Consider the following 21268-nt stretch of genomic DNA (forward strand, 5'->3'; position numbering starts at 1 on the left):
AGGCCACGAGACCTGCGGTCGAGTGGCGGGCGAAGCGGGCGACGAACAGGCCGCCCGCCTTTGCTGACGATCAGGCCGCGTCGCGGCCATAGCGCGCGATGACATCCGCCAGCCCGACATGACCGAGACAGGCGCCCGAGCCGCGGGGTGTGTCGCCGTTCTCGATGGCGGTGGCGAAGACGACGGCGGGGTCGGCCTCCAGCCGCCGCCTTATGGCAGCAAGACGCGGCCAGCGCTCCGGCGCGGCGACACCATGGAAATCGAGCCAGCGCGCCACCCCGATCAATACGCCATCGGCCAGGCTCGGCCGCTCGCCCACCAGATAAGGCCCGTCGCCGACAAGGGCTTCGAGCTTGTCATGGCGGCCGATCACCCCCTCCTTGCCGATCTTGTGCAGCACCGAGATTGTGCCCGGATCGGGCTCTTCCATCTCCAGCGCTATCCAGAGCGGGCTGAAGGATCCGGTAAAGCCGGTATTGATGAAGCCGAGCATCTGCCACATGCGGTTCGCTTCGGGCGAACCGGGAGTGAAGCTGACCCGGTGCTCGGTATCCTGCGCAGCGAGCCATTGGGCGATGGCCATGGTCTCGCTGACGGGCCTGCCGTCTGGCGTGATCAGGGCAGGGGTTTCATGCCGGCCATTGATGCGGGCATAGGTGGGCTCACGCATTTCGCCCAGCATGTCCACGCGGCACAGGCGATAGGGTTGCCCGAGCCATTCCAGCGCCGCGACGAGGCCCATCGAGCTGCCGGCCGGATGGCCGTAAACGAGAATTGGTTCCACGATATTTGTCCTTGAATAAGTTCATCTGGCGCTGCGCAGCTGGTGGAACCTAGCCAATGCGATGCCTAAGTAAATTACGGACAATTTTGTAACCAGCGCTGGAGAGCCTAATGCAGACCCTCGTTTCCGCCTGCCCCATCGAGGATGTGATGCGGGTTCTCTCGGGCCGCTGGCCCAGCCTGCTGCTCTATTATCTCAAGGATGGCACCAAGCGCTTTAGCGACCTTCAGCGCGACAATCCCAGCGTTTCCCACCGCATCCTGTCGCTCGAATTGCGCAAGCTCGAACAGGCTGGCCTGGTGGCGCGCACAGCCTTTCCCGGCTATCCGCTGCGGGTGGAATATGACCTGACGCCCGCCGGCACCCAATTGATGCCACTCATCGATTCCCTGGCCGATTGGTGGTCGACAAGTGCCCGGCTGCGCGCCCGCCACGCCGTTCCCGCCGAGGCCTGACAGGCCTTAATGCATATGCGGGCCGCCCATGAGCTGGTGGCCGGCATTGCGCGGAATGCGCAGGAACATCACCACGGCAATCGCGCTGACGGCGGAAACCACATAAAAGGCCATGTGGAAATCGGCCAGCGCCAGCTCGTCGCCGCCGCGTAGACGGTGCGCCAGTTCCAGCGTGCCGCCGCCCAGCGCCACGCCCATGGCGAACATCAGCTGACCCCAGACCTGGCTCATCACATTGGCCTGGCCGGCATCCTTGTCCTCCACATCGGCGAAAACGAAGGCATTTGAGCCGGTCCAGAACATGGATTGCCAGAAGCCGGTGAAGACCAGAATGCCCAGAATCAGCGGGAAGGGCGTGCCGGGCGCATAAAAGCCCATGACCAGGATGCCCAGGGTCGACACCAGTGTTGACACCACCAGCGGATATTTGAACCCCCAGGTTTTGAACATCCAATTGGCGACGAATTTGGCCGCCAGCGCACCGATAGCGGCGACAAAGGTGACCATGCCGCTTTCAAACGGCGTCAGCCCGAAGCTCAATTGCAGCATGAGTGGAAAGAGAAAGGGTACGGCGCCTTGACCAAGACGGAAGAAGCTGCCAGCCACCACCGACACACGGAAGATCGGCAGGCGCAAAAGGCGCAGATCGAGCAATGGATACTCGGCGACCAGGGCATGGCGCGTGTAGAAATAGCCAAGGCCAATACCCAGCACCGCGGCGACGACGCCATAGATCGGGGGCAGGGCGGGCAGGCTGATCACCGAACAGCCAAAGGCGAACAGGGCAAAGGCCAGGCCGGCCAGCACGAAGCCCTTACCATCGATATTGCGCGGCTTGTTGCGCTGATCATTGGGCAGGGCAAAGCCGACCAGCGCCATGCCCAATAGGCCAATGGGCACATTGATGATGAAGATCCAGTGCCAGGAGAAATAGGTGGTGAGGAACCCGCCAAAGGGCGGGCCGACAATCGGCCCGATCAAGGCGGGGATGGTCAGCCAGGCCATGGCATCGACCAATTGATGGCGCGGTGTCATCCGCACCAGCACCAGCCGGGCGACCGGACCCATCATCGCTCCGCCCATGCCCTGGATGAAACGCGCACCTACGAACTGGGCCAGGGAGCCGGAAAAGGCGCAGGCAATCGAGCCGATCATGAACACCAGCATGGCGGTTCGGAACACCCGCCGCGCGCCGAACCGGTCGGCCATCCAGCTCGATATGGGGATGAAAATGGCGAGGGCCACCAGATAGGCCGTCAGCGCCAGTTTGAGCGAAATCGGATCGGTGCCGATATCGGCGGCAATGGCCGCCAGTGAAGTGGCAATCACCGTCGAGTCCATGTTTTCCATGAACAGCGCGGTGGCGAGGATCAGTGGTGTTACGCGCGACATGTGTTTTCACGGCCCGGCGATCCGGGTCCGCTCACTCCCTGGCGGCCTTATGGCCCGAAACATTGTTGCCCGCGTCATGCGGCAGGCGGAAATAAACAAGGCCCGCCAGGGCGCTGAGCCCCCCAACGGTGAAAAAGGCGATCTGGAAATTGAGCAGCGTCAGATGCCCGCCGCTCAGCGTGCTCGTGACCTCAAGTATGGCGCCGGCCACCGCCACCCCGAAGGCCACCGACAATTGCTGGGCCACGGCGACGATGGCGGTGGCCTGGCTGGCTTCCTCGTCTGAAATATCGGCGTAGCCGATGGCGTTGGAGCCGGTGAAAAAGATCGAGCGCAGGACACCACCTGCGAGCAGGATGGCCATCATCAGGGCCGGCGGTGTGTCGGCGGTGAAGAGGCCCTGCGCCGCTAGCAGGACGCCGCCCAGCACGGCCGCAAAGCCGAGCACGCGGGGAAAGCCGAAACGGGCGAAGATCTTTTCGACCATGAACTTGCTGATGATCGCGCCGATGGCCGAGATGAAGGTAATCGCACCCGATTGGAACGGATTGAGCCCGAAACCCAATTGCAGCATCAGCGGCAGGAGGAACGGCATGGCGCCAACGCCGATGCGGAACAGCGAGCCGCCAGTGATCGAGGACCGGAACAGCTTGTGGCGGAACAGCCTGGGATCGAGCAGTGGATATTTGGTTTTTCGCGCATGCAGCAGATAGAGCAGGGCCGCTGTGGCGCCCACGGCCAGGGTCATATAGCCATAGATGATCGGCAGCGCCGGCAGGCTGATGACCGAAAGTCCGAAGACCGAGCCGGCAAACGCCACCGCGGCGATGAAAAAGCCCACAATATCCACTGAGCGGGGCGTGCGTTCATCGGGCACGTTGAGATAGATGCCAGAGAGGATGATGCCCGCAACTCCGATGGGAATATTGATCCAGAAAATCCAGTGCCAACTGAGATAGGTGGTGAGAAACCCGCCGATCAGCGGCCCGGTCACCGGCGCCACCAGGGCCGGTACGGTCAGCCAAGCCATGGCCGACACCAGTTCATTGCGCGGCGTCGAGCGTACCAGCAAAAGGCGCCCCACCGGCGTCATCATAGATGACCCGATTCCTTGAAAAAAGCGTGACGCTACAAAGGTTTCCAGCGAATAGGCGAAGGAACAGGCCAGCGAGCCCAGCATGAACACGAAAATGGCCAGCCGGAAGATGTTCTTGGCGCCGAACCGGTCCGCCATCCAGCCGCTGATCGGGATAAAAATGGCCAGGGCGACGAAATAGGCCGTGAGGGCGAGTTTAAGCGCAATCGGCTCGGAGCCGATATCGGTCGCGATGGCGGGCAGCGACGTGGCAATGACGGTCGAGTCCATCTGTTCCATGAACAGGGCGACCGCCAGGATGAGCGGGGTAACGCGGATCAAGGTACTAATTGTCTAGGGACAAGCAGGAACAATCGCGAATGCGACCCGCGCACTATGGGCTGATCCGTCGCATACGCCTAGTCAAAAAACGCAGCCTCAGGCGCTCCAGCTAGCGCCGGCTGCGCAGCCACCCGGCCAGCACGGGAAGAATAAAGGCGCTGGCATAATAGACGTAGACATCGAGCTTGTAATAGCCGTCCGCCGGCTGCAGCAGCAGCACGATGAAAACATAATCCATCACCATGGCAATTGCGGCCCAGATCAACCCTACCGCGAGCCCCTGGGTGATCGTTCTGATATGGGCCCACCGCAAGAGCACGAATATCGTGGCGGCAAGGCCGAGCGGGCTGACATACCAGCCAAGATATTCGGTCGGCACGAAGGGGAACAGGGCAATGCCCATAGCATAGCCGAAGAACCAGAGCAGCAGTCCCCAGCCGACCCCGTATTGAAGGTAAAGTCGCCAATCGTTCATTGCAGCACCTGACAGCGTTCCTGGCACGAAGACTATCATGCCTTCGCTGGCTCGATTTTGCCATGGATCAAGCCGCGGCGCTGGCCGGCCGCCACAAAGCGCCATGGGGACACTAGGCAAAACCAGCCCCGGGTGCTATTGACCCTCGCCAACCTGAACCCGCGAGTCCTCTCCGCCGGTTCACATTCCAACAGTTCTGGATTTCATCAGAAGGCAGGAAGGGTCTGGCCTTGGCGAAGATTATTACCACCATCACCGGCGAAGCGGCGCTGACATTCGATGACGTGCTGCTCCAGCCGGCGCGTTCCGACATCCTGCCTACCGAAACCGACATTTCCACCTATGTCACCAAGGATATCGCGCTCAAGCTGCCAATCCTGTCCTCGGCCATGGACACGGTGACCGAGGCCAATATGGCTATTGCCATGGCCCAGGCCGGCGGCATGGGGGTCATTCACAAGAACCTTACCGCCGAGCAGCAGGCCGAGCAGGTGCGCATGGTCAAGAGCTTCGAAAGCGGCATGGTGGTGAACCCCATCACCATCGGCCCCGAAGCCACGCTTTCCGACGCGCTGGCGCTGATGCAGCAAAGCCGGATCTCGGGCATTCCGGTGGTCGAGAATGGTGGTAAGGGCGGCCGCGCCATCGGCCGGCTGGTGGGTATTCTCACCAATCGCGACGTGCGCTTCGCCTCCAACCCCAACCAGCCCATTGCCGAGCTGATGACCCGGGACAACCTCATCACCGTGGGTGAGGGCGTGTCCAAGGAAGAGGCCAAGGTGCTGCTGCACCGCAACCGCATTGAAAAGCTGCTGGTGGTCGATCCCGACTATCGCTGCATTGGCCTGATCACCGTCAAGGACATCGAAAAGGCCCAGCTGCACCCCAATGCGGTCAAGGACGAACAGGGGCGTCTGCGCGTTGCCGCTGCCTCCACCGTAGGCGACAATGGCTTCGAGCGGTCGCTGCAGCTCATCGATGCCGGCGTCGACCTTCTTGTCATCGACACGGCGCATGGCCATTCGGTGCGGGTCGCCGAGGCTGTCGAGCGGGTCAAGCGCGAAAGCAATTCCACCCGCATCGTGGCGGGCAATGTCGCCACACCCGAGGCGACGCGTGCGCTGATCGATGCCGGCGCCGATGCCATCAAGGTCGGCATTGGCCCCGGTTCCATCTGCACCACCCGCATTGTCGCCGGTGTCGGTGTGCCGCAATTGGCGGCCGTCATGGGCTGCGCGGAGGAAGCCAGCAAGTCCGGCGTACCTGTCATCGCTGATGGCGGCATCAAATTCTCCGGCGACATGGCCAAGGCCCTGGCTGGTGGCGCCTCCTGCGTCATGGTCGGCTCGCTGCTGGCGGGCACGGATGAGGCCCCGGGCGAGGTTTTCCTCTATCAGGGCCGTTCCTATAAATCCTATCGCGGCATGGGCTCAGTGGGCGCCATGGGCGCCGGCTCGGCCGACCGCTATTTCCAGCAGGACGTGCGCGACCAGATGAAGCTCGTGCCCGAAGGCATCGAGGGCCAGGTGCCCTATAAGGGCCCGGTCAATGCTGTGCTGCATCAGCTCGCCGGCGGCCTGCGTGCCTCCATGGGCTATACCGGCGCCCACACGCTCAAGGATTTCCGCGAGAATTCGGTTTTCGTCAAAATCTCGGGCGCAGCGCTCAGCGAAAGCCACGTGCACGACGTTACCATCACCCGCGAAGCCCCGAACTATCGTAGCGGGCGCTGATCAGCCCTCCACGTGTGGCCCTCGGACTGATCCGAGGGCCACTCGGCACGACCACGAAGCCGGGCCCGTGACAGGTCCTCGCATCAGGCGCGAGGGCGGCCGGAATTGCGTTTCGACATCGGGACCACAGGTTGCGGCGTGCCGGCCGAAAACCGATTCAGTTCCAAGCCGTTACTGACAAAACCCGACTCTCTGGCGGAGCCTGAACTATGATCCTCGTTGAAAAACTGCTGGTCCTCGCCGTGGCCTTGCAGGCCTTTCTGGCCATCAGCTTGATCCTTTGGCTCGGTTTGGAGCGTGTGCCGCGGGTCATGCGTGGGGAAATTCGGGTGGCTGACATTGCCGTGGACAGAAGCGCCTATCCCCTCAAGGCGCGGCTACTTTCGAACAGCGTCGACAATCAGTTTCAGCTTCCGATCCTGTTCTTTGTGGGCGCAGTTCTGTTGCTGCAGGCCGATCTTGCCGACTGGTTCAGCGTGATCCTGGCCTTTCTGTTCGTGGCCTTGCGCTACGTCCACGCGGCCATCCACGTCACCACCAATCGCGTCTATCGCCGCTTTGTCATCTACACTGCCGGACTTGCCGTGCTGTCCCTGTTCTGGCTATGGCTGGTCCTTCGTATTCTCCTGCTTCCGAGTGCCTGACCCATGCGCTTCCCCGGCCGTCTCGCCGCCGCCATTGACGTTCTGACCGATGTCGAAACGCGCCATCGGCCCGTTTCCGAAGCGCTCAAGGCCTGGGGCATCAACAATCGCTTTGCCGGGGCAGGCGACCGCGCCGCTATTGGCAATCTCGTCTATGACGCCTTGCGCAAACGCGCTTCCCACGCCGCTGCCATGGGCAGCGACAGCCCGCGTGCCCTTGTGCTGGCCGTGGCCATGCGCGATTGGGGGGAAACGCCAGAGAGCCTGAACGAGGCCTTTGCCGGCGATGCCCATGCCCCCCAGGCTCTGAATGCCGATGAAGCTGCTGGCGCCGATGCCGACCTGTCCGGGGCGGCGGCGGCCGATCGGGCCGATTTTCCGCAATGGCTGGCGCCGTCGCTGCAACGCGCCTTTGGCGATGACTGGATTGCCGAAGGCCAGGCCATGGCCGGCAGACCCTCGCTCGACCTGCGTGCCAACGCACTCAAGGCCTCGCCGGAAAAGGTCATCAAATCGCTGGCGCGATTTTCGCCTCAGCCAACCACTATCGCCCCTTTCGGCATCACCATGCCGGCCGGCCCGCGCGATGCACGCACACCCAATGTCACCACGGACGAAGGCTATCAGAAGGGCTGGTTCGAAGTGCAGGACCAGGGCAGCCAGATCGTGGCGGCCTTGGCGGGAGCCCAGCAGGGCGAGCAGGTGCTCGATCTCTGCGCGGGGGCAGGGGGCAAGACCCTGGCCCTTGCCGCGCTCATGGGCAATAAGGGCCAGATATTTGCCTATGACGCCGACCGTGCGCGCCTGGCGCCCATCTATGAGCGCCTGAAGCGCAATGCCGTCCGCAATGCGCAGGTGCGTGCCCCGCAGGACGGCGCGCTGGACGATCTTATTGGCAAAATGGACCGCGTGGTCGTCGATGCACCCTGCACCGGCACCGGCACCTGGCGCCGTCGTCCCGATACCAAATGGAAGCTGACGCCCGAACTGCTTGCCCAGCGCCAGTCCGAACAGGCCGCGCTTCTGATCGAAGCCGCGCGCTACCTCAAGTCCGGCGGCGTGCTGGTCTATATTACATGCTCCATTCTGCCCGAGGAAAATGACGATCAGGTCGCAGCTTTCCTGGCGGCCAATGCCGACTTTTCCACCATGGATATGGCGGTGGCCTGGCGGCAGGCGCTGATCACCGAAATTCCCGATGGCCTGGTGACGCCGAGGGGCGGTGTCTGCCTGACGCCGCGCCGCACCAATACGGACGGCTTTTACTGCCATCTGCTGCGCAAGGCGTGGGCCAAGTGAACCGCTGGCGCCGATGAGCCGTTCTGCTCTCTGAAGACCCAAAGGGGAGAACGAGATGCAGTCCGCCACTATAGACTATCGTACGCCGCAACCATGGATCGCCCTGGCCGCCTTTCTGGTTGCCGTTCTGGGCATTGGCGCTTTGATCGGTACGCAGTCGCAGCCCGGCGTCTGGTACGAAAATCTCGTCAAGCCGCCGCTCAATCCGCCCAATTGGGTCTTCGGCCCAGTCTGGTTCACGCTCTATGTCATGATCGCCATTGCCGGCTGGCGCGTGTGGATGGCGGCGCCACGATCAGCGGCGATGAAATTCTGGGGCGCGCAAATGCTGCTGAACTGGGCCTGGTCGCCGGTGTGGTTTTTGGCGCAGATGCCCTGGTTGGCCTTCATCATTCTCGTCGCGATGTGGTTGGCCATTGCCGGCTTCATCCTCGCCGCACGCCGGCACGATCCCATCGCAGCCTGGCTTTTTGTCCCCTATATCGCCTGGGTGAGCTTTGCCGGCTATCTCAATCTGTCCATCGCGCTGCTGAACTAGGCGGGCCGAATGGTCACTTTCGCCGGGCGTTCCGGCTCGAGCATGCGCGCCCAGCCGACCACGGGCGCCTCCAGCCAGCGGTAGGATGCCGTTGCGACAACAAGCGACGCCAGCACCACGGCGGCCGAGGCGCTCCAGAACGCGGTGGCATCGGTCATCGTCCCAAGGGCCATGTCGGGCAACCAGAACCTGCGCACCAGTTCGATGAGCAGGTAGTGCCAGACATAGATGCCGAATGACACCCGCGCGACATAGCCGACCAAGGGATTGTCGAGCAGGCGACCGGCCAGCAGGGTCGATGGGCCAAGAGCCAGTGCCAGGGCAACCATGGCGTGCATGATGGGGAAGCGGTAGGGGACCTGGAGCAGGCCATAGAGTTCGCCGCCCTCAAAACGAGCCGTGAGATACATGAAGATGCCCGCCCCGATCATCGCGGCGAGAAAGACCATATCGGCGGCCCAATTCCGTTTGCCGGCAAGAAGTGTCTGCAGTCCGCCTGCCAGCGCGCCCAGCGCAAACATGGCAAAAAAGCTGAACGGATTGAACCAGGGCATCCAGACCTTGGCGCCGCCCTGCAGGCCGTATTCCCAGCCACGGTTTATGGGATCGACCGTGACCAGATTATAGAAGGTCATATGCGCGAGCAGAGCCGCGCCGATGACGCCGAACCAGGCCAGGCGTTTGCCCCATGGCGGCAGCGCGCGGCCATAGGCCACCAGAACGGCAAAACCCAGGGGCAGGAAAAAGTAGGAGCTGGCCTCAAAGCCGATTGACCAGAGAGGGCTGTTCACCTCGACGGGAAACAGGGTCAGCCAGTGCCAGTCGCTGACCAATGCAAAGCCCGCCACGAGGCGAAGCCATAGCCATTGATCCAGTTTGACGTCGAACAGGGCCACGCTGAGAATAAAGGTGACGATGAGCGCCAGCCAGAAACAGGGCAAAATACGCGCCGCGCGGCGAAGCCAGTAGACGCGCAGCGAGGGGAGATCGCCGCCGGCATCCAGCGCCCGCCAGAACGGAATGGACAGCAGGAACCCGCTGAGCACGAAGAACAGGCCCACGCCCAGGCCGCCGCCATTGCTCAAAACCTGCATGGGCTCCGAGCCGAGCGGGGTGCGAAAGTCGATGCGCTGCGCCAGATGATGAAACAGCACAATGAGGCAGGCGGAGGCCCGCACAAAGTCCGCACCAAGCAGGCGAGCGTCTTGATTCCCCATTGTTCCCCCAATATTGCATGGGCGTTCCTCCAACGCCCCGCTTGCGGAATCCGCATCCTCTGGCTAAAGGCTCGCCATGCAGCACCCAGATACCGTCTCCCGTAACGACACCATTCTCATTGTCGACTTCGGTTCGCAAGTCACGCAGTTGATTGCGCGCCGCATTCGCGAGACCGGGGTCTATTGCGAAATCCATCCATTCCAGTCCGCAGGCGCGGCCATGGCCGAACTCAACCCGAAAGGCGTGGTGCTGTCGGGCAGCCCGGCCTCGACGCTGGACGAGAACGCCCCCACCATCGATCCGGTCATTCTCGAAGCCGGGGTGCCGATCCTGGGCATATGTTATGGCCAGCAGGCGCTTTGCATGGCGCTGGGAGGCAAGGTCGAGGCCGGGCATCATCGCGAATTCGGCCGTGCCGAGGTGACCGTGCACAAGGCCAACAGCCTTTCGGATGGCGTCTGGGACCTCGATTCGCACCATCAAGTCTGGATGAGCCACGGCGACCGCGTGGTGGCATTGCCTGAAGGGTTCGAGGTGGTGGGCACCTCGCCCAATGCGCCCTTTGCCATGATTGCCAATGAAGAGCGCCGCATCTGGGCGGTGCAGTTCCACCCCGAAGTGGTGCACACGCCCGACGGCGCCAAGCTCTACGCCAATTTTGTGCACAACATTTGCGGCATCGCCAGCAATTGGACCATGGCGGCCTACCGCCAGAAGATGATCGAGAAAATCCGAGAGCAGGTCGGCGGCGGCAAGGTTATTTGCGGCCTTTCGGGCGGTGTCGATTCCTCGGTCGCGGCTGTGCTCATCCATGAAGCGATCGGCGACCAGCTCACCTGCATCTATGTCGATCACGGCCTGATGCGGCTGAACGAGAGCGAGCAGGTCGTCACCATGTTCCGCGACCAGTTCAACATTCCGCTGGTTCATGTCGATGCCGAAGATCTGTTCGTCGGCGAACTGGAAGGCCAGTCGGACCCCGAAACCAAGCGCAAGATCATCGGTCGGCTGTTCATCGAAGTGTTCGAGGAAGAGGCCAAGAAGCTCGGCGGCGCCGATTTCCTGGCCCAGGGCACGCTTTATCCGGACGTGATCGAAAGCGTCTCCTTCACCGGCGGGCCATCGGTCACCATCAAGTCGCACCACAATGTGGGTGGCCTGCCCGAGCGCATGAATATGAAGCTTGTCGAGCCACTGCGCGAATTGTTCAAGGACGAAGTGCGTGCCCTGGGCCGTGAGCTGGGCATTCCCGAAAGCTTCATCGGCCGCCATCCCTTCCCGGGACCGGGCCTGGCCATTCGCTGCCCTGGCGGCATTACCCGCGAAAAGCTCGGCATCCTCAGGCAGGCCGACGCGATCTATCTCGATGAAATCCGCAAGTCCGGCCAGTATGACAAGATTTGGCAAGCCTTTGCCGTGCTCTTGCCGGTACAGACTGTTGGCGTCATGGGTGATGGCCGCACCTATGAATTTGTATGCGCCCTCCGGGCGGTGACCTCGGTCGATGGCATGACTGCCGATTTCTATCAGTTCGACATGAACTTCCTGGGCAAGACGGCAACCCGCATCATCAACGAAGTGCGCGGCATCAACCGGGTGGTCTACGACGTGACGTCCAAACCGCCAGGGACGATTGAGTGGGAGTAGCCACCGGCAGCGCGAAGCGCTGCAAAATCAGTCCGGTGGACTGATTTTAGGTGGCTACGCCCGAATGGCCATGCGCGCAGGGCCCAGCTCCGCAATGGGCGCGATGTCGTGCCGGACACGTGGAAAGTACCCGTACCTGCATGTCCGGTCGATCAACTGTTGCTTCGGCCATCTTGACTCTGTGGCACGGACGATATTTGCTAGAACAAATAGTGAACATTACGGACGGCGATCATGGACATTGAACCGGATATGTTCGGCCACCGGCCATCACCGGTGGAACATAGAAGCTATTTCGCGATCTATCCCGAACCGGCCATTGCGCAGCGGATCGAGCATGAGGCAAGGGTGCTGGGCCGGCAGCACAATGTGCGGCGCGTCGTGCCCGCCGGACGCCTGCATCTGTCGCTCAATGGACTGCAACGCGGGCCGGAACTGGAGCCGCACCAGCTCGAAGAGGCGCTGCTGGCAGGCGACGCCATCCGCCGACCGGCATTCGACCTGATCCTGGATCGCATTCAGACCTGGGACAACGGCCGGTCGGGGCGACGGGGCTCGGTGCCGACCGTCCTGAACTGTTCGGCACCGCCGCGCGAGGCCCTGGCGCTTTATGAGGACTTGCGGCGGCAAATTCGGCAGGCTGGCCTCAGGGTCGGCGGACACCAGTTCAATCCCCATATCACGCTATGGTATGCGCCCGCCCGGCTGCCCGCGCTTGCGCTCCGGTATCCAGTGCATATCCGGGTGAACCGCTTCTGCCTCGTCCATTCGATTGCCGGTGCCGGCCGGGCCGAACATCTGGCCTCCTGGCCGCTGAAATTCTGAGCGCCTATGCCGGGACGCATCTGGTTTGCATTCGTGGGGGCGCGTGATACATGCTGCACCACGCTTTCTTTCTTGCCCTAGGCTCGCCATGTCCAACGAGAACATTTTCCGCGAAATCGACGAGGAGTTGCGCACCGATCGCATGCGGGCGCTGTGGCGGCGCTTTGCGCCTTTCGTCATTGGCGGAGCCATCGCCATCGTTGCGCTGGTGGCCGTCAATGAGGGCTGGTCCTGGTATACCAAGAGCCAGTCGGCGGCGGCCTCGGAGGAATTCTATGGCGCGCTGAATGCGGCCGAGGCCGGCAATCTCGATGAGGCGCTGGCCCAGCTCGACACGCTGGCAGCCAATGGCTCCGGCGGATATCCGGTGCTGGCCGAATTCCGCAAAGCGGCGCTGCTGAGCGACGAGGGCGACGCAGCCGGTGCGGTGGCGGCCTATGACACGCTCGCCAATAACCGATCCAATCCGCGTCTGCGCGAATTGGCATTGCTGCTGGCCGCCAATATCCTGGTCGACCACGGCACCCTCGCCGACGTCGAGGCCCGCATTGCCACGCTGGCCACGGACGACAACCATATGCGCCGCGTGGCGCGCGAACTGCTGGGTCTGGCGCAGTACAAGGCCGGGGACTATGCCGCGGCGGAGGAAAGCTTTCAGGCGGTGATCGACGATCCGCTCGCCCAGTCGGGTGCCCGCAATCGCATGGCCTATTACCTGGCCCAGATGCTGGCCGAGGGCACCGTTGCCGCGGAGGAGCCCGCCGAGGCAGCAGCCGGGCCGGATGGCGCGGACAATGCGGAAGATGCTGTCCAGGGTCAGGCCGCGCCGGCCGAAGAACCGGCAGCCGAATAAGACCAGCGCCTAGCGGGGGAAACCGTCATGACGGTCACTGTTGCCATTGTCGGCCGTCCCAATGTCGGCAAATCCACGCTGTTCAACCGTCTGGTCGGACGCAAGATCGCCCTGGTGGACGACACGCCCGGCGTGACGCGCGACCGCCGCGAGGCCGACGGGCGCATTGCTGATCTCAGCTTCAAGGTGCTAGACACGGCCGGCTATGAGGATGTCAAGGACGGCAGCCTCGAAGACCGCATGCGCCAGCAGACCGAGCTGGCCATCCGCGAGGCCGATGTCATCCTGTTCATGATCGATGCCCGGGCCGGCGTCGTGCCACTCGATCAGCGCTTTGCACAGGTTCTGCGCAAGGCCGGCAAACAGGTTCATCTGGTCGGCAACAAGGCGGAATCGAGCTCGGCGGAAGCAGGTCTTGTCGAGGCCTTCAAGCTCGGCTTCGGTGAACCCATTCCGCTTTCCGCCGAGCATGGCCTGGGGCTGTCGGAACTTTATTCCATCGTCTCGGCCGCGATCGACAAGGCCGAGGAAAAAAGAGCCGCGGAGGCGCTCGAGGGGAAGGGCGATCAGGCCGATCTCGACCTCATGCCGGAGGTTGATGTCGATATCACGCCGGACATGCTCGAAGGCGAAGGGGACGACGCCACCCTGCGCTGGAATCCCCGTCGTCACCTGAACGTGGCCATTGTTGGCCGTCCCAATGCCGGAAAGTCGACTCTGGTCAACCGCATGGTGGGCGAGGACCGCGTGCTGGTGGGACCCGAAGCCGGTATTACCCGCGACAGCATCCTGGTGCCCTGGGAGTGGGAAGGCCGCACGATCAACCTGGTCGATACTGCCGGTATCCGCCGCCGGTCACGCGTGACCGGCAAGCTGGAAAAGCTGGCCGTGGGCGACAGCCTCAGGTCCATCCAATATGCCGAAGTGGTGGTGCTCATGCTCGATGCCACCATTCCGTTCGAAAAGCAGGATCTCGCTCTGGCCGATCTGGTGGAACGCGAGGGCCGCGCCATGGTCATCGCGCTCAATAAATGGGACCTGATCGAAGACAAGAACCGGACCCTTTCCGAATTGCGCGAGGCCTGCGAGCGCCTCCTGCCGCAGCTTCGCGGCGTGCCGCTGGTGACCCTGTCGGGCCTGACCGGACGCAATATCGACAAGCTCATGGACGCCATTTTCGAGATCGAGCGCAGTTGGAATGCCCATGTCTCGACCTCGCGCCTCAACCGCTGGCTGGCGGGCATGGTGGAGGGGCATCCGCCCCCGGCCGTCTCGGGTCGCCGCCTCAAGCTGCGCTATATGACCCAGGCCAAGACCCGGCCGCCCAGCTTCATCATTTTCGCTTCGCGCCCCGACGCGGTGCCGGCATCCTATCAGCGCTATCTGGTCAATGGATTGCGCGAGGCTTTCGACATGAAGGGCACGCCGATCCGCCTCTGGCTGCGAGGCGGCAAGAATCCCTATGTCGATAAGAAATAGCTGAGCTGAGCCTGGTGGAGGCCTCTGGCGCCGCCAGCTGTTTACCTGGCCTGTGCTTGCCCTATAGTGCGCGCGTCGTAACACCCCGCCATTGGTCGCGGCGTGCCAATATTGCTTCATATTGCTTACAGAAATTATCATCGTTGTCGTTTTGATCCTGGTGAACGGCGCTCTGGCCATGTCGGAACTGGCCGTCGTCTCGTCCCGCCCGGCGCGCCTCAAGGTATTGGCCGACCAGGGCAATAAGGGCGCGGCCACCGCCATGCGCCTCGCCGAGGAACCGGGCAAGTTTCTGTCCTCGGTGCAGATCGGCATCACCCTTGTTGGCATTCTCTCGGGCGCTTTTTCCGGGGCGACGCTTGGCCTGCGCCTGACCGCCTGGCTTAAGGACATTGGCCTGCCTGACAATGCCGCCGATATTGCCGGCGTCGGCGTGGTCGTGGTGCTGATCACCTATGCCTCGCTGATTCTGGGTGAATTGGTGCCCAAACAGATCGCCCTACGCAACCCGGAGGCCGTGGCGGCGCGTGTCGCACAGCCCATGGCCATATTGGCCCTCGTCGGTTCGCCAATTGTCTGGCTGCTTGACGTGACCGGCAAGCTGGTGCTGCACCTGCTGGGGCAGGGCGGGCAATCGGACAATCCCGTTACCGAGGAAGAAGTCCGCTCGATCATCGCCGACGCGACAACCGCCGGCGTGCTGGAACACGAAGAGCATTCCATGATTTCCGGCGTCATGCGCCTCGCCGACCGTTCGGCGCGCGGAATCATGACGCCGCGACTCGATGTCGTGTTGATCGATCTCGAGGACAGCTATGAGGAGAATCTCAAGATTATCCTCGAGACCTCGCATACCAAGGTGCTGGTGCAGGAAGGGGACGCCGATTCAATTATCGGCGTGCTGGCGCAGTCGGACCTCCTGCCGGCGCTGGCGGCGGGCCGGCAGCCCGATCTGCGCGCCCTGGTCAAGCCGGTGCCTGTGGTGATGGAGCATGCCGACGCCCTGGACGTGGTCGAAGCCATGCGCAAGGAACGCGCGCAAATGGCGCTGGTCGTGGACGAATACGGTCATTTCGAGGGCATCATCACCTATGGCGACATGCTCGAAGTCATTACCGGCATCTATAACGAAGAGCCCGGCGACGAACCGGCGCTGACCCAGCGTCAGGATGGGTCCTGGCTTATTGCTGGTTGGATGCCGGTCGATGACTTCGCCGAACGCTTCAATGTGCCGGTGCCCAGGGATGCCCGCTATGAAACGCTGGCCGGTTTCGTGTTGGCCCAGCTCAACCACATGCCCAAAGTGGGCGAAAGCTTCGAGCAGGACGGCTGGCGCTTCGAGGTGCTCGACCTGGACGGTCACCGCATCGACAAGGTACTGGTGACGCCCATTGCGCCGCAGGTCGCGGGCTAAAGGTCCATCCCGAACCAGACCGCGCCTGGGTCCTTGCGGAGCGGCATGAAGCCGCTGCGGGTCCAGAAGGCAATGCCGCCTGCATTGGTGGCGCTGGCCCCCAGATGAATGCCGCGGACCCCTTCATTGCGGGCCTGCGCGATCCAGCGCTGCAGCAATTGTGTGCCAACGCGCTGCCCGCGCAGGTGTTCGAGCAGGTTCATATGGATATGGGCGGGATAGCGCGCCACGATGTCGGTGGGTGACCGGTCTGGCCGCATGATGGCGGCAATGCGCTGCCGATCGGCGGGTGTCATGCCCTCCGCATGGGCATAACGCGCCCGCAGCGCCGGAAACCATTCCGCTTCCAGCCGCGCATTGAACCGCTCCGTGTCGTAGGTGCCTACAATATAGCCGGCTACGCCATCGGCATCCTCGGCCACAAAGACATTGCCGGGCTCCAGCACCCCATAGGGTGCCGAATAAATATGCCCGATCAGTTGCGGGTCGGAATGCAGCGGGGTGGCATCCTTGCTCGCATCACCCGTCCTGAGGCAGATGGCATAGAGCGCATCGAGATCGTCAGGGCGGTAAGGACGTAAGGTCACCATGGCTCAGATGTCTTCGAAGGCGCCGGTTCCGACATCGAATAGGCGACCATTTTCGTTCAGCGACGGGCTCAGCATGTCGATCAGCTTTGGCGCTACTTCGGCAGGTGTGGGCAACGTATTGGGGTCTTCGCCCGGCATGGCCTTGGCGCGCATGGCAGTGCGCACCACGCCGGGGTAGAATACATTGGCGCGCACCCGGGTGCTGGCGACTTCCCCGGCATAGGACTTCACCAGCGCGTCGAGCGCCGCCTTGCTGGCCGCATAGAGTCCCCAGAACGGCCTAGCCGAACGGGCGGCTCCCGACGAGACGAAGACCGCGCGCCCCGCCTCGGACTGGCGCAACAGCACATCGAGCGACCGCAACAGCCGGTAATTCGCCGTCACATTGACCGCCAATACCTTGTCGAAATCGTCCGGCTTGATATGCGCCACCGGGCTCAGGACGCCAAGCTGACCAGCATTGGCCACCAGACCATCAAGATGCCCCCAGCGCTCGAAAATAGCCGCGCCGAGCCGGTCGACAGCATCGCCGTCGCGCAAATCCAGGGGCACGAGCGTGGTCGAGCCGCCCAACGCCTGAATGGCGTCATCGAGTTCTTCAAGGCCGCCCACCGTGCGGGCCACGGCAATCACATGCGCGCCGCGTTGCGCCGCTTCGATCCCCGCCGCATAGCCGATGCCGCGCGACGCGCCGGTAATCAGGACGACCTTACCGGCCAGTTCGCTATTGTCAGTCATCAACCCGCTTCCTTGAGCAGCGAAATCTGCTTGGGATCGCTCATGGGGCGGCCATGCAGATCGGTCAACTGCGTCGGATAGTCGCCGGTGAAATAGTGGTCGGTAAATTGCGGCGCCTTGGGATCGCGCTTCTTGCCGCCCACAGCCTCGTAAAGACCGTCAATGGACAGGAAGGCCAGTGAATCGGCGCCGATATAGCGGCACATGGCGTCGAGATCGGCATATTGATTGGCCAGCAATTTGTCCGGATCGGGCGTGTCGATGCCGTAATAGTCCGAATGGAAAATCATCGGGCTGGCGACGCGGATGTGGACCTCGGTGGCCCCGGCATCGCGGATCATCTGGATGATCTTGACCGAGGTGGTACCGCGCACGATGGAATCGTCGACCAGGATGACCCGCTTGCCCTCGATTTCGGCACGATTGGCCGAATGCTTGAGGCGCACGCCAAAGGCGCGAATCTGCTGGGTCGGTTCGATAAAGGTGCGGCCCACATAATGGTTGCGGATAATGCCGAGCTCGAACGGAATGCCGCTCTGCTGCGCATAGCCGATGGCCGCCGGCGTGCCGCCATCGGGTACAGGCACGACGACATCGGCCGCGACCGGCGCCTCCTTGGCCAGATTGATGCCCATATTCTTGCGCGCCGTATAGACGCTGCGGCCCGAGACCATGCTGTCGGGGCGGGCGAAATAGACATACTCGAACAGGCAAGGGCGCTCGGCGACCTGATGGGCCGGCTTGCGCGCATCAATGCTGATCGAGCCATCGGGCTGGATTTCGCAGATGATGACTTCACCATTTTCCACGTCGCGCACATACTTGGCGCCGACAATATCCAGGGCGCAGGTTTCCGAACAGAAGATCGGCTTGCCATCGAGATCGCCCATGACCAACGGCCGAATGCCGACCGGGTCGCGCGCCGCGATCAGCTTGGTGCGGGTCATGGCCAGCATGGCATAACCGCCTTCCATCTGCCGGATCGCGTCGATGAAACGGTCGGTGCTGGATGTATGCCGGGACCTGGCGATCAGGTGCAGCACCACTTCGCTGTCTGACGTCGACTGGCAGATGGCGCCGGTCGCGATGATCTGGCGCCGGAGGGTCAGGCCATTGGTGAAATTGCCGTTATGAGCGATAGCGATGCCGCCCACTTCCAATTCGGCAAAGAGTGGCTGCACATTGCGCAATGCCACTTCGCCTGTGGTGGAATAGCGGGTGTGGCCGATAGCGATATTGCCGGGCAGTTTGGCGAGGACGGCCGGGTCGGTATAGTGGTCGCCCACCAGACCCATATGCTTTTCCTGGTGGAACTGGCGGCCGTCAAAACTGACAATGCCCGCCGCTTCCTGCCCGCGATGCTGCAGGGCATGCAGCCCCAGCGCCGTCAGGGTCGAGGCATCATCATGCCCCAAAATGCCAAACACGCCGCACTCCTCGTGCAGCGTGTCTCCATTGAGATCGAAATCGTCATCGTTCCAATGGGTCACCGGGGTCTCCATGCGAATTGGGCCTGCTCGCAAATAGCGCATTTGCCTGCCGGCCACCAATGACATGATTGGTCGGCAGGATTGCGGCGGGTGCGCTGCTGCCCGCCGAAATCACTTGGTGTCAGGCCTCGGGTGCCGGGTCGACGACCGGATCGGTCGGATCGACCGTTCCATCGACACTTGGGTCCGGCGTGCCGCCTTCCAGCGGCGCGGCCGGGGCCTGCGGGTCTTCAGTCAGGTTGGCGCCGCCACCCTGAAGAATATCGGTCACCTGCTGCTCAAGTTCTTCCGGCAGCATGGAAATCAGCGTTTTGCCCATATTGTCGAGATAGGGCAGCGTCTGGGAATTGGCTGCCCAGTCGGGCAGATTGGTGCCCAGCAGCCAGACGCCGAAAATGGTGACGACAATGGCAATCAGAATGCCGCGCAGCACGCCAAACACGAAACCCAGCGAGCGGTCGATCGGCCCGATGCGGCTATCGACCACGAAATCGGCAATGCGCATGGTCAGCAGATGCAGCACGATCAGCGCGACAATGAAAGTCACCACAACCGTGGCAATGTCGGCAACGACCGGTTCGGCAATATATTGTCGGGCAATATCGGGGTGGTACTGCCACATATAGACGGCAATAGCAGCCGAGCCCGCCCAGGTCGCCAGGGACAGCACTTCTCGGGTCAATCCGCGCGCGGTCGCCAGGATTGCTGAAATCAGCACCAGCACACCCACACCAACATCGAACGCAGTCAGCATATGTATTTGCCCTGTTTGCTTGCCGCCCCGGCTTTGGCTGGACCTTTAGCGGCTTTGGCGCGCCCTGCCAAGCCTAGCGGCGACAGTGCCGTTCAATCTCCCCCGAAACCACTTGTTTACCACCCCTCGGGCTCCGGCTCGGGCATGGGGCGCTTGCCGCGCGCCGCGATGCGGCTGACCATGTCGCTCAATTGCGCATATTCGGTGACCTCGAGATTGCCATTCCGGTCGGCCTTGCCCAGCTTGCCGGTGACGACCGATCCGAACCCGAGCTTCTCCGCCTCGCGCAGGCGCAGCGCCCCATGCACCACCGGCCGCACGCCGCCGGCGAGTGAGACTTCGCCGAAATAGACGGCATCTGCGGGGAGGGCCGCACCGGTCAGCGATGAGATCAGCGCAGCGGCAACCGCCAGATCGGCCGCCGGCTCGTTGATTTTGAGGCCCCCCGCCACATTGAGATAAATGTCATTGGCGCCAATGCGCACGCCGCAGCGGGTTTCGAGCACCGCCAGAACCATGGAAAGGCGCGAGGAATCCCAGCCCACCACGGCCCGGCGCGGCGTGCCGAGCGGGGAGGGGGCGACCAGCGCCTGAATTTCAATAAGGATCGGCCGCGTGCCCTCCATCCCGGCAAAGACCGCCGAACCGGCCGCATCCTTGTCGCGCTGGTCGAGAAAGAGGGCAGAGGGATTGGCCACCTGTTCGAGGCCCCGCTCGGTCATGGCAAAGACGCCGATTTCATCGGTCGCGCCATAACGGTTCTTGACCCCGCGCAGGATGCGGAAGGTGTGGCTGCTATCGCCCTCAAAATAGAGCACCGCGTCGACCATATGCTCGACAACGCGCGGCCCGGCAATCTGCCCGTCCTTGGTAACATGGCCGACAAGAACGACCGCAGCACCGCTCTTCTTGGCAAGCCGGGTCAGTGCCTGGGCGGAGGTGCGCACCTGGGTGACGGTTCCCGGCGCGCTATCCACGCGGTCGGTCCACAAGGTCTGGATCGAGTCGATGATGACCAGATCCGGCGGCGGTCCGCTTTCCAGCGTGGCAAGGATGATCTCGACATTGGTTTCTGCCGCCAGCAATACGCCGGCCTCGCCCAGGCCGAGACGCTGCGCACGCAGGCGCACTTGCGCGACCGCTTCTTCGCCCGAGACATAGATGACGCGCTTGCCCTGCTTGGCCAGGGCCGCTGCCGATTGCAACAGCAGCGTGGATTTGCCGATCCCCGGATCGCCGCCGACCAGCAGGGCCGAGCCTTTGACAAAGCCGCCACCCGTAACCCGGTCGAGCTCGGCAAAGCCGGTGACCACGCGGGCCGCGCTTTCCGTTTCGCCCGAAAGCGGCACCAGATTGGCCGGGCGCCCGCTGGCCTTGGCCGATTTGGGGCCAGCGCCGACGCCCGAATCCACCAATTCCTCGACAATGGTGTTCCATTCGCCGCAGGCATCGCAGCGGCCCTGCCAGCGGGAAGAGACGGCACCACAGGACTGGCAGATGAATTGGGATCGGTTCTTGGCCAC

20 protein-coding genes are annotated in these 21268 nt (G+C 62.8%); 10 read left to right on the plus strand and 10 right to left on the minus strand.

Features of this window, described 5'->3' with window-relative positions; genetic code table 11:
• Nucleotides 1-70: 70 nt before the first annotated feature.
• Nucleotides 71-784, minus strand: a complete 714-nt coding sequence (locus V8Z65_RS05885; protein WP_338723151.1) for a glutathione S-transferase family protein — start codon at nucleotides 782-784, stop codon at nucleotides 71-73.
• A gap of 110 nt (nucleotides 785-894) precedes the next feature.
• On the opposite strand from V8Z65_RS05885, the gene V8Z65_RS05890 reads away from it, so the two are divergent.
• Nucleotides 895-1239, plus strand: a complete 345-nt coding sequence (locus V8Z65_RS05890) for a helix-turn-helix domain-containing protein (protein WP_338723152.1) — start codon at nucleotides 895-897, stop codon at nucleotides 1237-1239.
• A gap of 6 nt (nucleotides 1240-1245) precedes the next feature.
• Here V8Z65_RS05890 and V8Z65_RS05895 read toward each other — a convergent pair whose 3' ends face one another.
• The 3 genes from V8Z65_RS05895 to V8Z65_RS05905 all read right to left on the minus strand — a co-directional run bounded on the left by V8Z65_RS05895 (nucleotide 1246) and on the right by V8Z65_RS05905 (nucleotide 4523).
• Complete coding sequence (locus V8Z65_RS05895) at nucleotides 1246-2631, minus strand: MFS transporter (protein WP_338723153.1); 1386 nt, start codon at nucleotides 2629-2631, stop codon at nucleotides 1246-1248.
• A 31-nt stretch (nucleotides 2632-2662) separates the two neighbouring features.
• Complete coding sequence (locus V8Z65_RS05900; RefSeq protein WP_338723155.1) at nucleotides 2663-4048, minus strand: MFS transporter; 1386 nt, start codon at nucleotides 4046-4048, stop codon at nucleotides 2663-2665.
• 109 nt (nucleotides 4049-4157) lie between these two features.
• Complete coding sequence (locus V8Z65_RS05905; protein ID WP_338723156.1) at nucleotides 4158-4523, minus strand: hypothetical protein; 366 nt, start codon at nucleotides 4521-4523, stop codon at nucleotides 4158-4160.
• A 230-nt stretch (nucleotides 4524-4753) separates the two neighbouring features.
• Here V8Z65_RS05905 and guaB point away from each other — a divergent pair, with 230 nt between their 5' ends.
• The 4 genes from guaB (at nucleotide 4754) to V8Z65_RS05925 (ending at nucleotide 8737) form a co-directional block, all read left to right on the plus strand.
• Nucleotides 4754-6256, plus strand: coding sequence for an IMP dehydrogenase (gene guaB, locus V8Z65_RS05910; RefSeq protein ID WP_338723157.1), 1503 nt, complete (start codon nucleotides 4754-4756; stop codon nucleotides 6254-6256).
• A gap of 209 nt (nucleotides 6257-6465) precedes the next feature.
• On the plus strand, nucleotides 6466-6900 hold the full coding sequence (locus V8Z65_RS05915) for an MAPEG family protein (RefSeq protein ID WP_338723159.1): 435 nt from the start codon (nucleotides 6466-6468) through the stop codon (nucleotides 6898-6900).
• A gap of 3 nt (nucleotides 6901-6903) precedes the next feature.
• On the plus strand, nucleotides 6904-8199 hold the full coding sequence (locus V8Z65_RS05920; protein WP_338723160.1) for an RsmB/NOP family class I SAM-dependent RNA methyltransferase: 1296 nt from the start codon (nucleotides 6904-6906) through the stop codon (nucleotides 8197-8199).
• A gap of 55 nt (nucleotides 8200-8254) precedes the next feature.
• Nucleotides 8255-8737 (plus strand): TspO/MBR family protein, encoded by a 483-nt coding sequence (locus tag V8Z65_RS05925; RefSeq protein ID WP_338723161.1) that lies wholly within the window; start codon nucleotides 8255-8257, stop codon nucleotides 8735-8737.
• Here the strand turns inward: V8Z65_RS05925 and V8Z65_RS05930 are convergent.
• Nucleotides 8734-9954 (minus strand): acyltransferase, encoded by a 1221-nt coding sequence (locus V8Z65_RS05930; protein WP_338723162.1) that lies wholly within the window; start codon nucleotides 9952-9954, stop codon nucleotides 8734-8736. The two genes, V8Z65_RS05925 and V8Z65_RS05930, sit on opposite strands and share 4 nt — an antisense overlap.
• A gap of 76 nt (nucleotides 9955-10030) precedes the next feature.
• Here V8Z65_RS05930 and guaA point away from each other — a divergent pair, with 76 nt between their 5' ends.
• From guaA to V8Z65_RS05955, 5 genes are all read left to right on the plus strand, one after another.
• Nucleotides 10031-11602, plus strand: coding sequence for a glutamine-hydrolyzing GMP synthase (guaA, locus tag V8Z65_RS05935; protein ID WP_338723163.1), 1572 nt, complete (start codon nucleotides 10031-10033; stop codon nucleotides 11600-11602).
• A 234-nt stretch (nucleotides 11603-11836) separates the two neighbouring features.
• On the plus strand, nucleotides 11837-12427 hold the full coding sequence (locus V8Z65_RS05940; protein ID WP_338723164.1) for a 2'-5' RNA ligase family protein: 591 nt from the start codon (nucleotides 11837-11839) through the stop codon (nucleotides 12425-12427).
• Nucleotides 12428-12515: 88 nt separating this feature from the next.
• Nucleotides 12516-13280, plus strand: coding sequence for a tetratricopeptide repeat protein (locus V8Z65_RS05945; protein ID WP_338723165.1), 765 nt, complete (start codon nucleotides 12516-12518; stop codon nucleotides 13278-13280).
• Between the two features lie 27 nt (nucleotides 13281-13307).
• Complete coding sequence (gene der, locus V8Z65_RS05950) at nucleotides 13308-14759, plus strand: ribosome biogenesis GTPase Der (protein ID WP_338723166.1); 1452 nt, start codon at nucleotides 13308-13310, stop codon at nucleotides 14757-14759.
• A 136-nt stretch (nucleotides 14760-14895) separates the two neighbouring features.
• Nucleotides 14896-16173, plus strand: a complete 1278-nt coding sequence (locus V8Z65_RS05955; RefSeq protein WP_338723958.1) for a hemolysin family protein — start codon at nucleotides 14896-14898, stop codon at nucleotides 16171-16173.
• Here the strand turns inward: V8Z65_RS05955 and V8Z65_RS05960 are convergent.
• The 5 genes from V8Z65_RS05960 to radA form a co-directional block, all read right to left on the minus strand.
• Nucleotides 16170-16763, minus strand: a complete 594-nt coding sequence (locus V8Z65_RS05960) for a GNAT family N-acetyltransferase (RefSeq protein WP_338723167.1) — start codon at nucleotides 16761-16763, stop codon at nucleotides 16170-16172. The two genes, V8Z65_RS05955 and V8Z65_RS05960, sit on opposite strands and share 4 nt — an antisense overlap.
• 3 nt (nucleotides 16764-16766) lie before the next feature.
• Entirely contained in the window at nucleotides 16767-17501 is a 735-nt protein-coding gene (locus tag V8Z65_RS05965) for an SDR family NAD(P)-dependent oxidoreductase (protein ID WP_338723168.1), read from the minus strand.
• The gene (gene purF, locus V8Z65_RS05970) at nucleotides 17501-19003 is read right to left on the minus strand and encodes an amidophosphoribosyltransferase (protein ID WP_338723169.1); all 1503 of its coding nucleotides are present in this window, start codon (nucleotides 19001-19003) and stop codon (nucleotides 17501-17503) included. The genes V8Z65_RS05965 and purF overlap by 1 nt, the downstream gene beginning before the upstream one ends.
• A 109-nt stretch (nucleotides 19004-19112) precedes the next feature.
• Nucleotides 19113-19745 carry a CvpA family protein gene (locus V8Z65_RS05975; RefSeq protein WP_338723171.1) on the minus strand — a complete coding sequence of 211 codons (633 nt, stop codon included), beginning with the start codon at nucleotides 19743-19745 and terminating at the stop codon, nucleotides 19113-19115.
• 116 nt (nucleotides 19746-19861) lie between these two features.
• A complete protein-coding gene (gene radA, locus V8Z65_RS05980) occupies nucleotides 19862-21268 on the minus strand; it encodes a DNA repair protein RadA (protein WP_338723959.1) in 1407 nt (468 codons plus the stop codon).

This window comes from Devosia sp. XK-2 (assembly GCF_037113415.1).
Lineage (GTDB): Bacteria > Pseudomonadota > Alphaproteobacteria > Rhizobiales > Devosiaceae > Devosia.

What these genes read in the sequence shown, in the direction of transcription:
- V8Z65_RS05890 (WP_338723152.1), top strand. Translation starts at nt 895, where the DNA reads ATGCAGACCCTCGTTTCCGCCTGCCCCATCGAGGATGTGATGCGGGTT.
- V8Z65_RS05940 (WP_338723164.1), top strand. Translation starts at nt 11,837, where the DNA reads ATGGACATTGAACCGGATATGTTCGGCCACCGGCCATCACCGGTGGAA.
- V8Z65_RS05925 (WP_338723161.1), top strand. Translation starts at nt 8,255, where the DNA reads ATGCAGTCCGCCACTATAGACTATCGTACGCCGCAACCATGGATCGCC.
- V8Z65_RS05965 (WP_338723168.1), bottom strand. Translation starts at nt 17,501, where the DNA reads ATGACTGACAATAGCGAACTGGCCGGTAAGGTCGTCCTGATTACCGGC.
- V8Z65_RS05905 (WP_338723156.1), bottom strand. Translation starts at nt 4,523, where the DNA reads ATGAACGATTGGCGACTTTACCTTCAATACGGGGTCGGCTGGGGACTG.
- V8Z65_RS05920 (WP_338723160.1), top strand. Translation starts at nt 6,904, where the DNA reads ATGCGCTTCCCCGGCCGTCTCGCCGCCGCCATTGACGTTCTGACCGAT.
- V8Z65_RS05915 (WP_338723159.1), top strand. Translation starts at nt 6,466, where the DNA reads ATGATCCTCGTTGAAAAACTGCTGGTCCTCGCCGTGGCCTTGCAGGCC.
- der (WP_338723166.1), top strand. Translation starts at nt 13,308, where the DNA reads ATGACGGTCACTGTTGCCATTGTCGGCCGTCCCAATGTCGGCAAATCC.
- guaA (WP_338723163.1), top strand. Translation starts at nt 10,031, where the DNA reads ATGCAGCACCCAGATACCGTCTCCCGTAACGACACCATTCTCATTGTC.
- purF (WP_338723169.1), bottom strand. Translation starts at nt 19,003, where the DNA reads ATGGAGACCCCGGTGACCCATTGGAACGATGACGATTTCGATCTCAAT.
- V8Z65_RS05945 (WP_338723165.1), top strand. Translation starts at nt 12,516, where the DNA reads ATGTCCAACGAGAACATTTTCCGCGAAATCGACGAGGAGTTGCGCACC.
- V8Z65_RS05975 (WP_338723171.1), bottom strand. Translation starts at nt 19,745, where the DNA reads ATGCTGACTGCGTTCGATGTTGGTGTGGGTGTGCTGGTGCTGATTTCA.
- V8Z65_RS05930 (WP_338723162.1), bottom strand. Translation starts at nt 9,954, where the DNA reads ATGGGGAATCAAGACGCTCGCCTGCTTGGTGCGGACTTTGTGCGGGCC.
- V8Z65_RS05895 (WP_338723153.1), bottom strand. Translation starts at nt 2,631, where the DNA reads ATGTCGCGCGTAACACCACTGATCCTCGCCACCGCGCTGTTCATGGAA.
- V8Z65_RS05960 (WP_338723167.1), bottom strand. Translation starts at nt 16,763, where the DNA reads ATGGTGACCTTACGTCCTTACCGCCCTGACGATCTCGATGCGCTCTAT.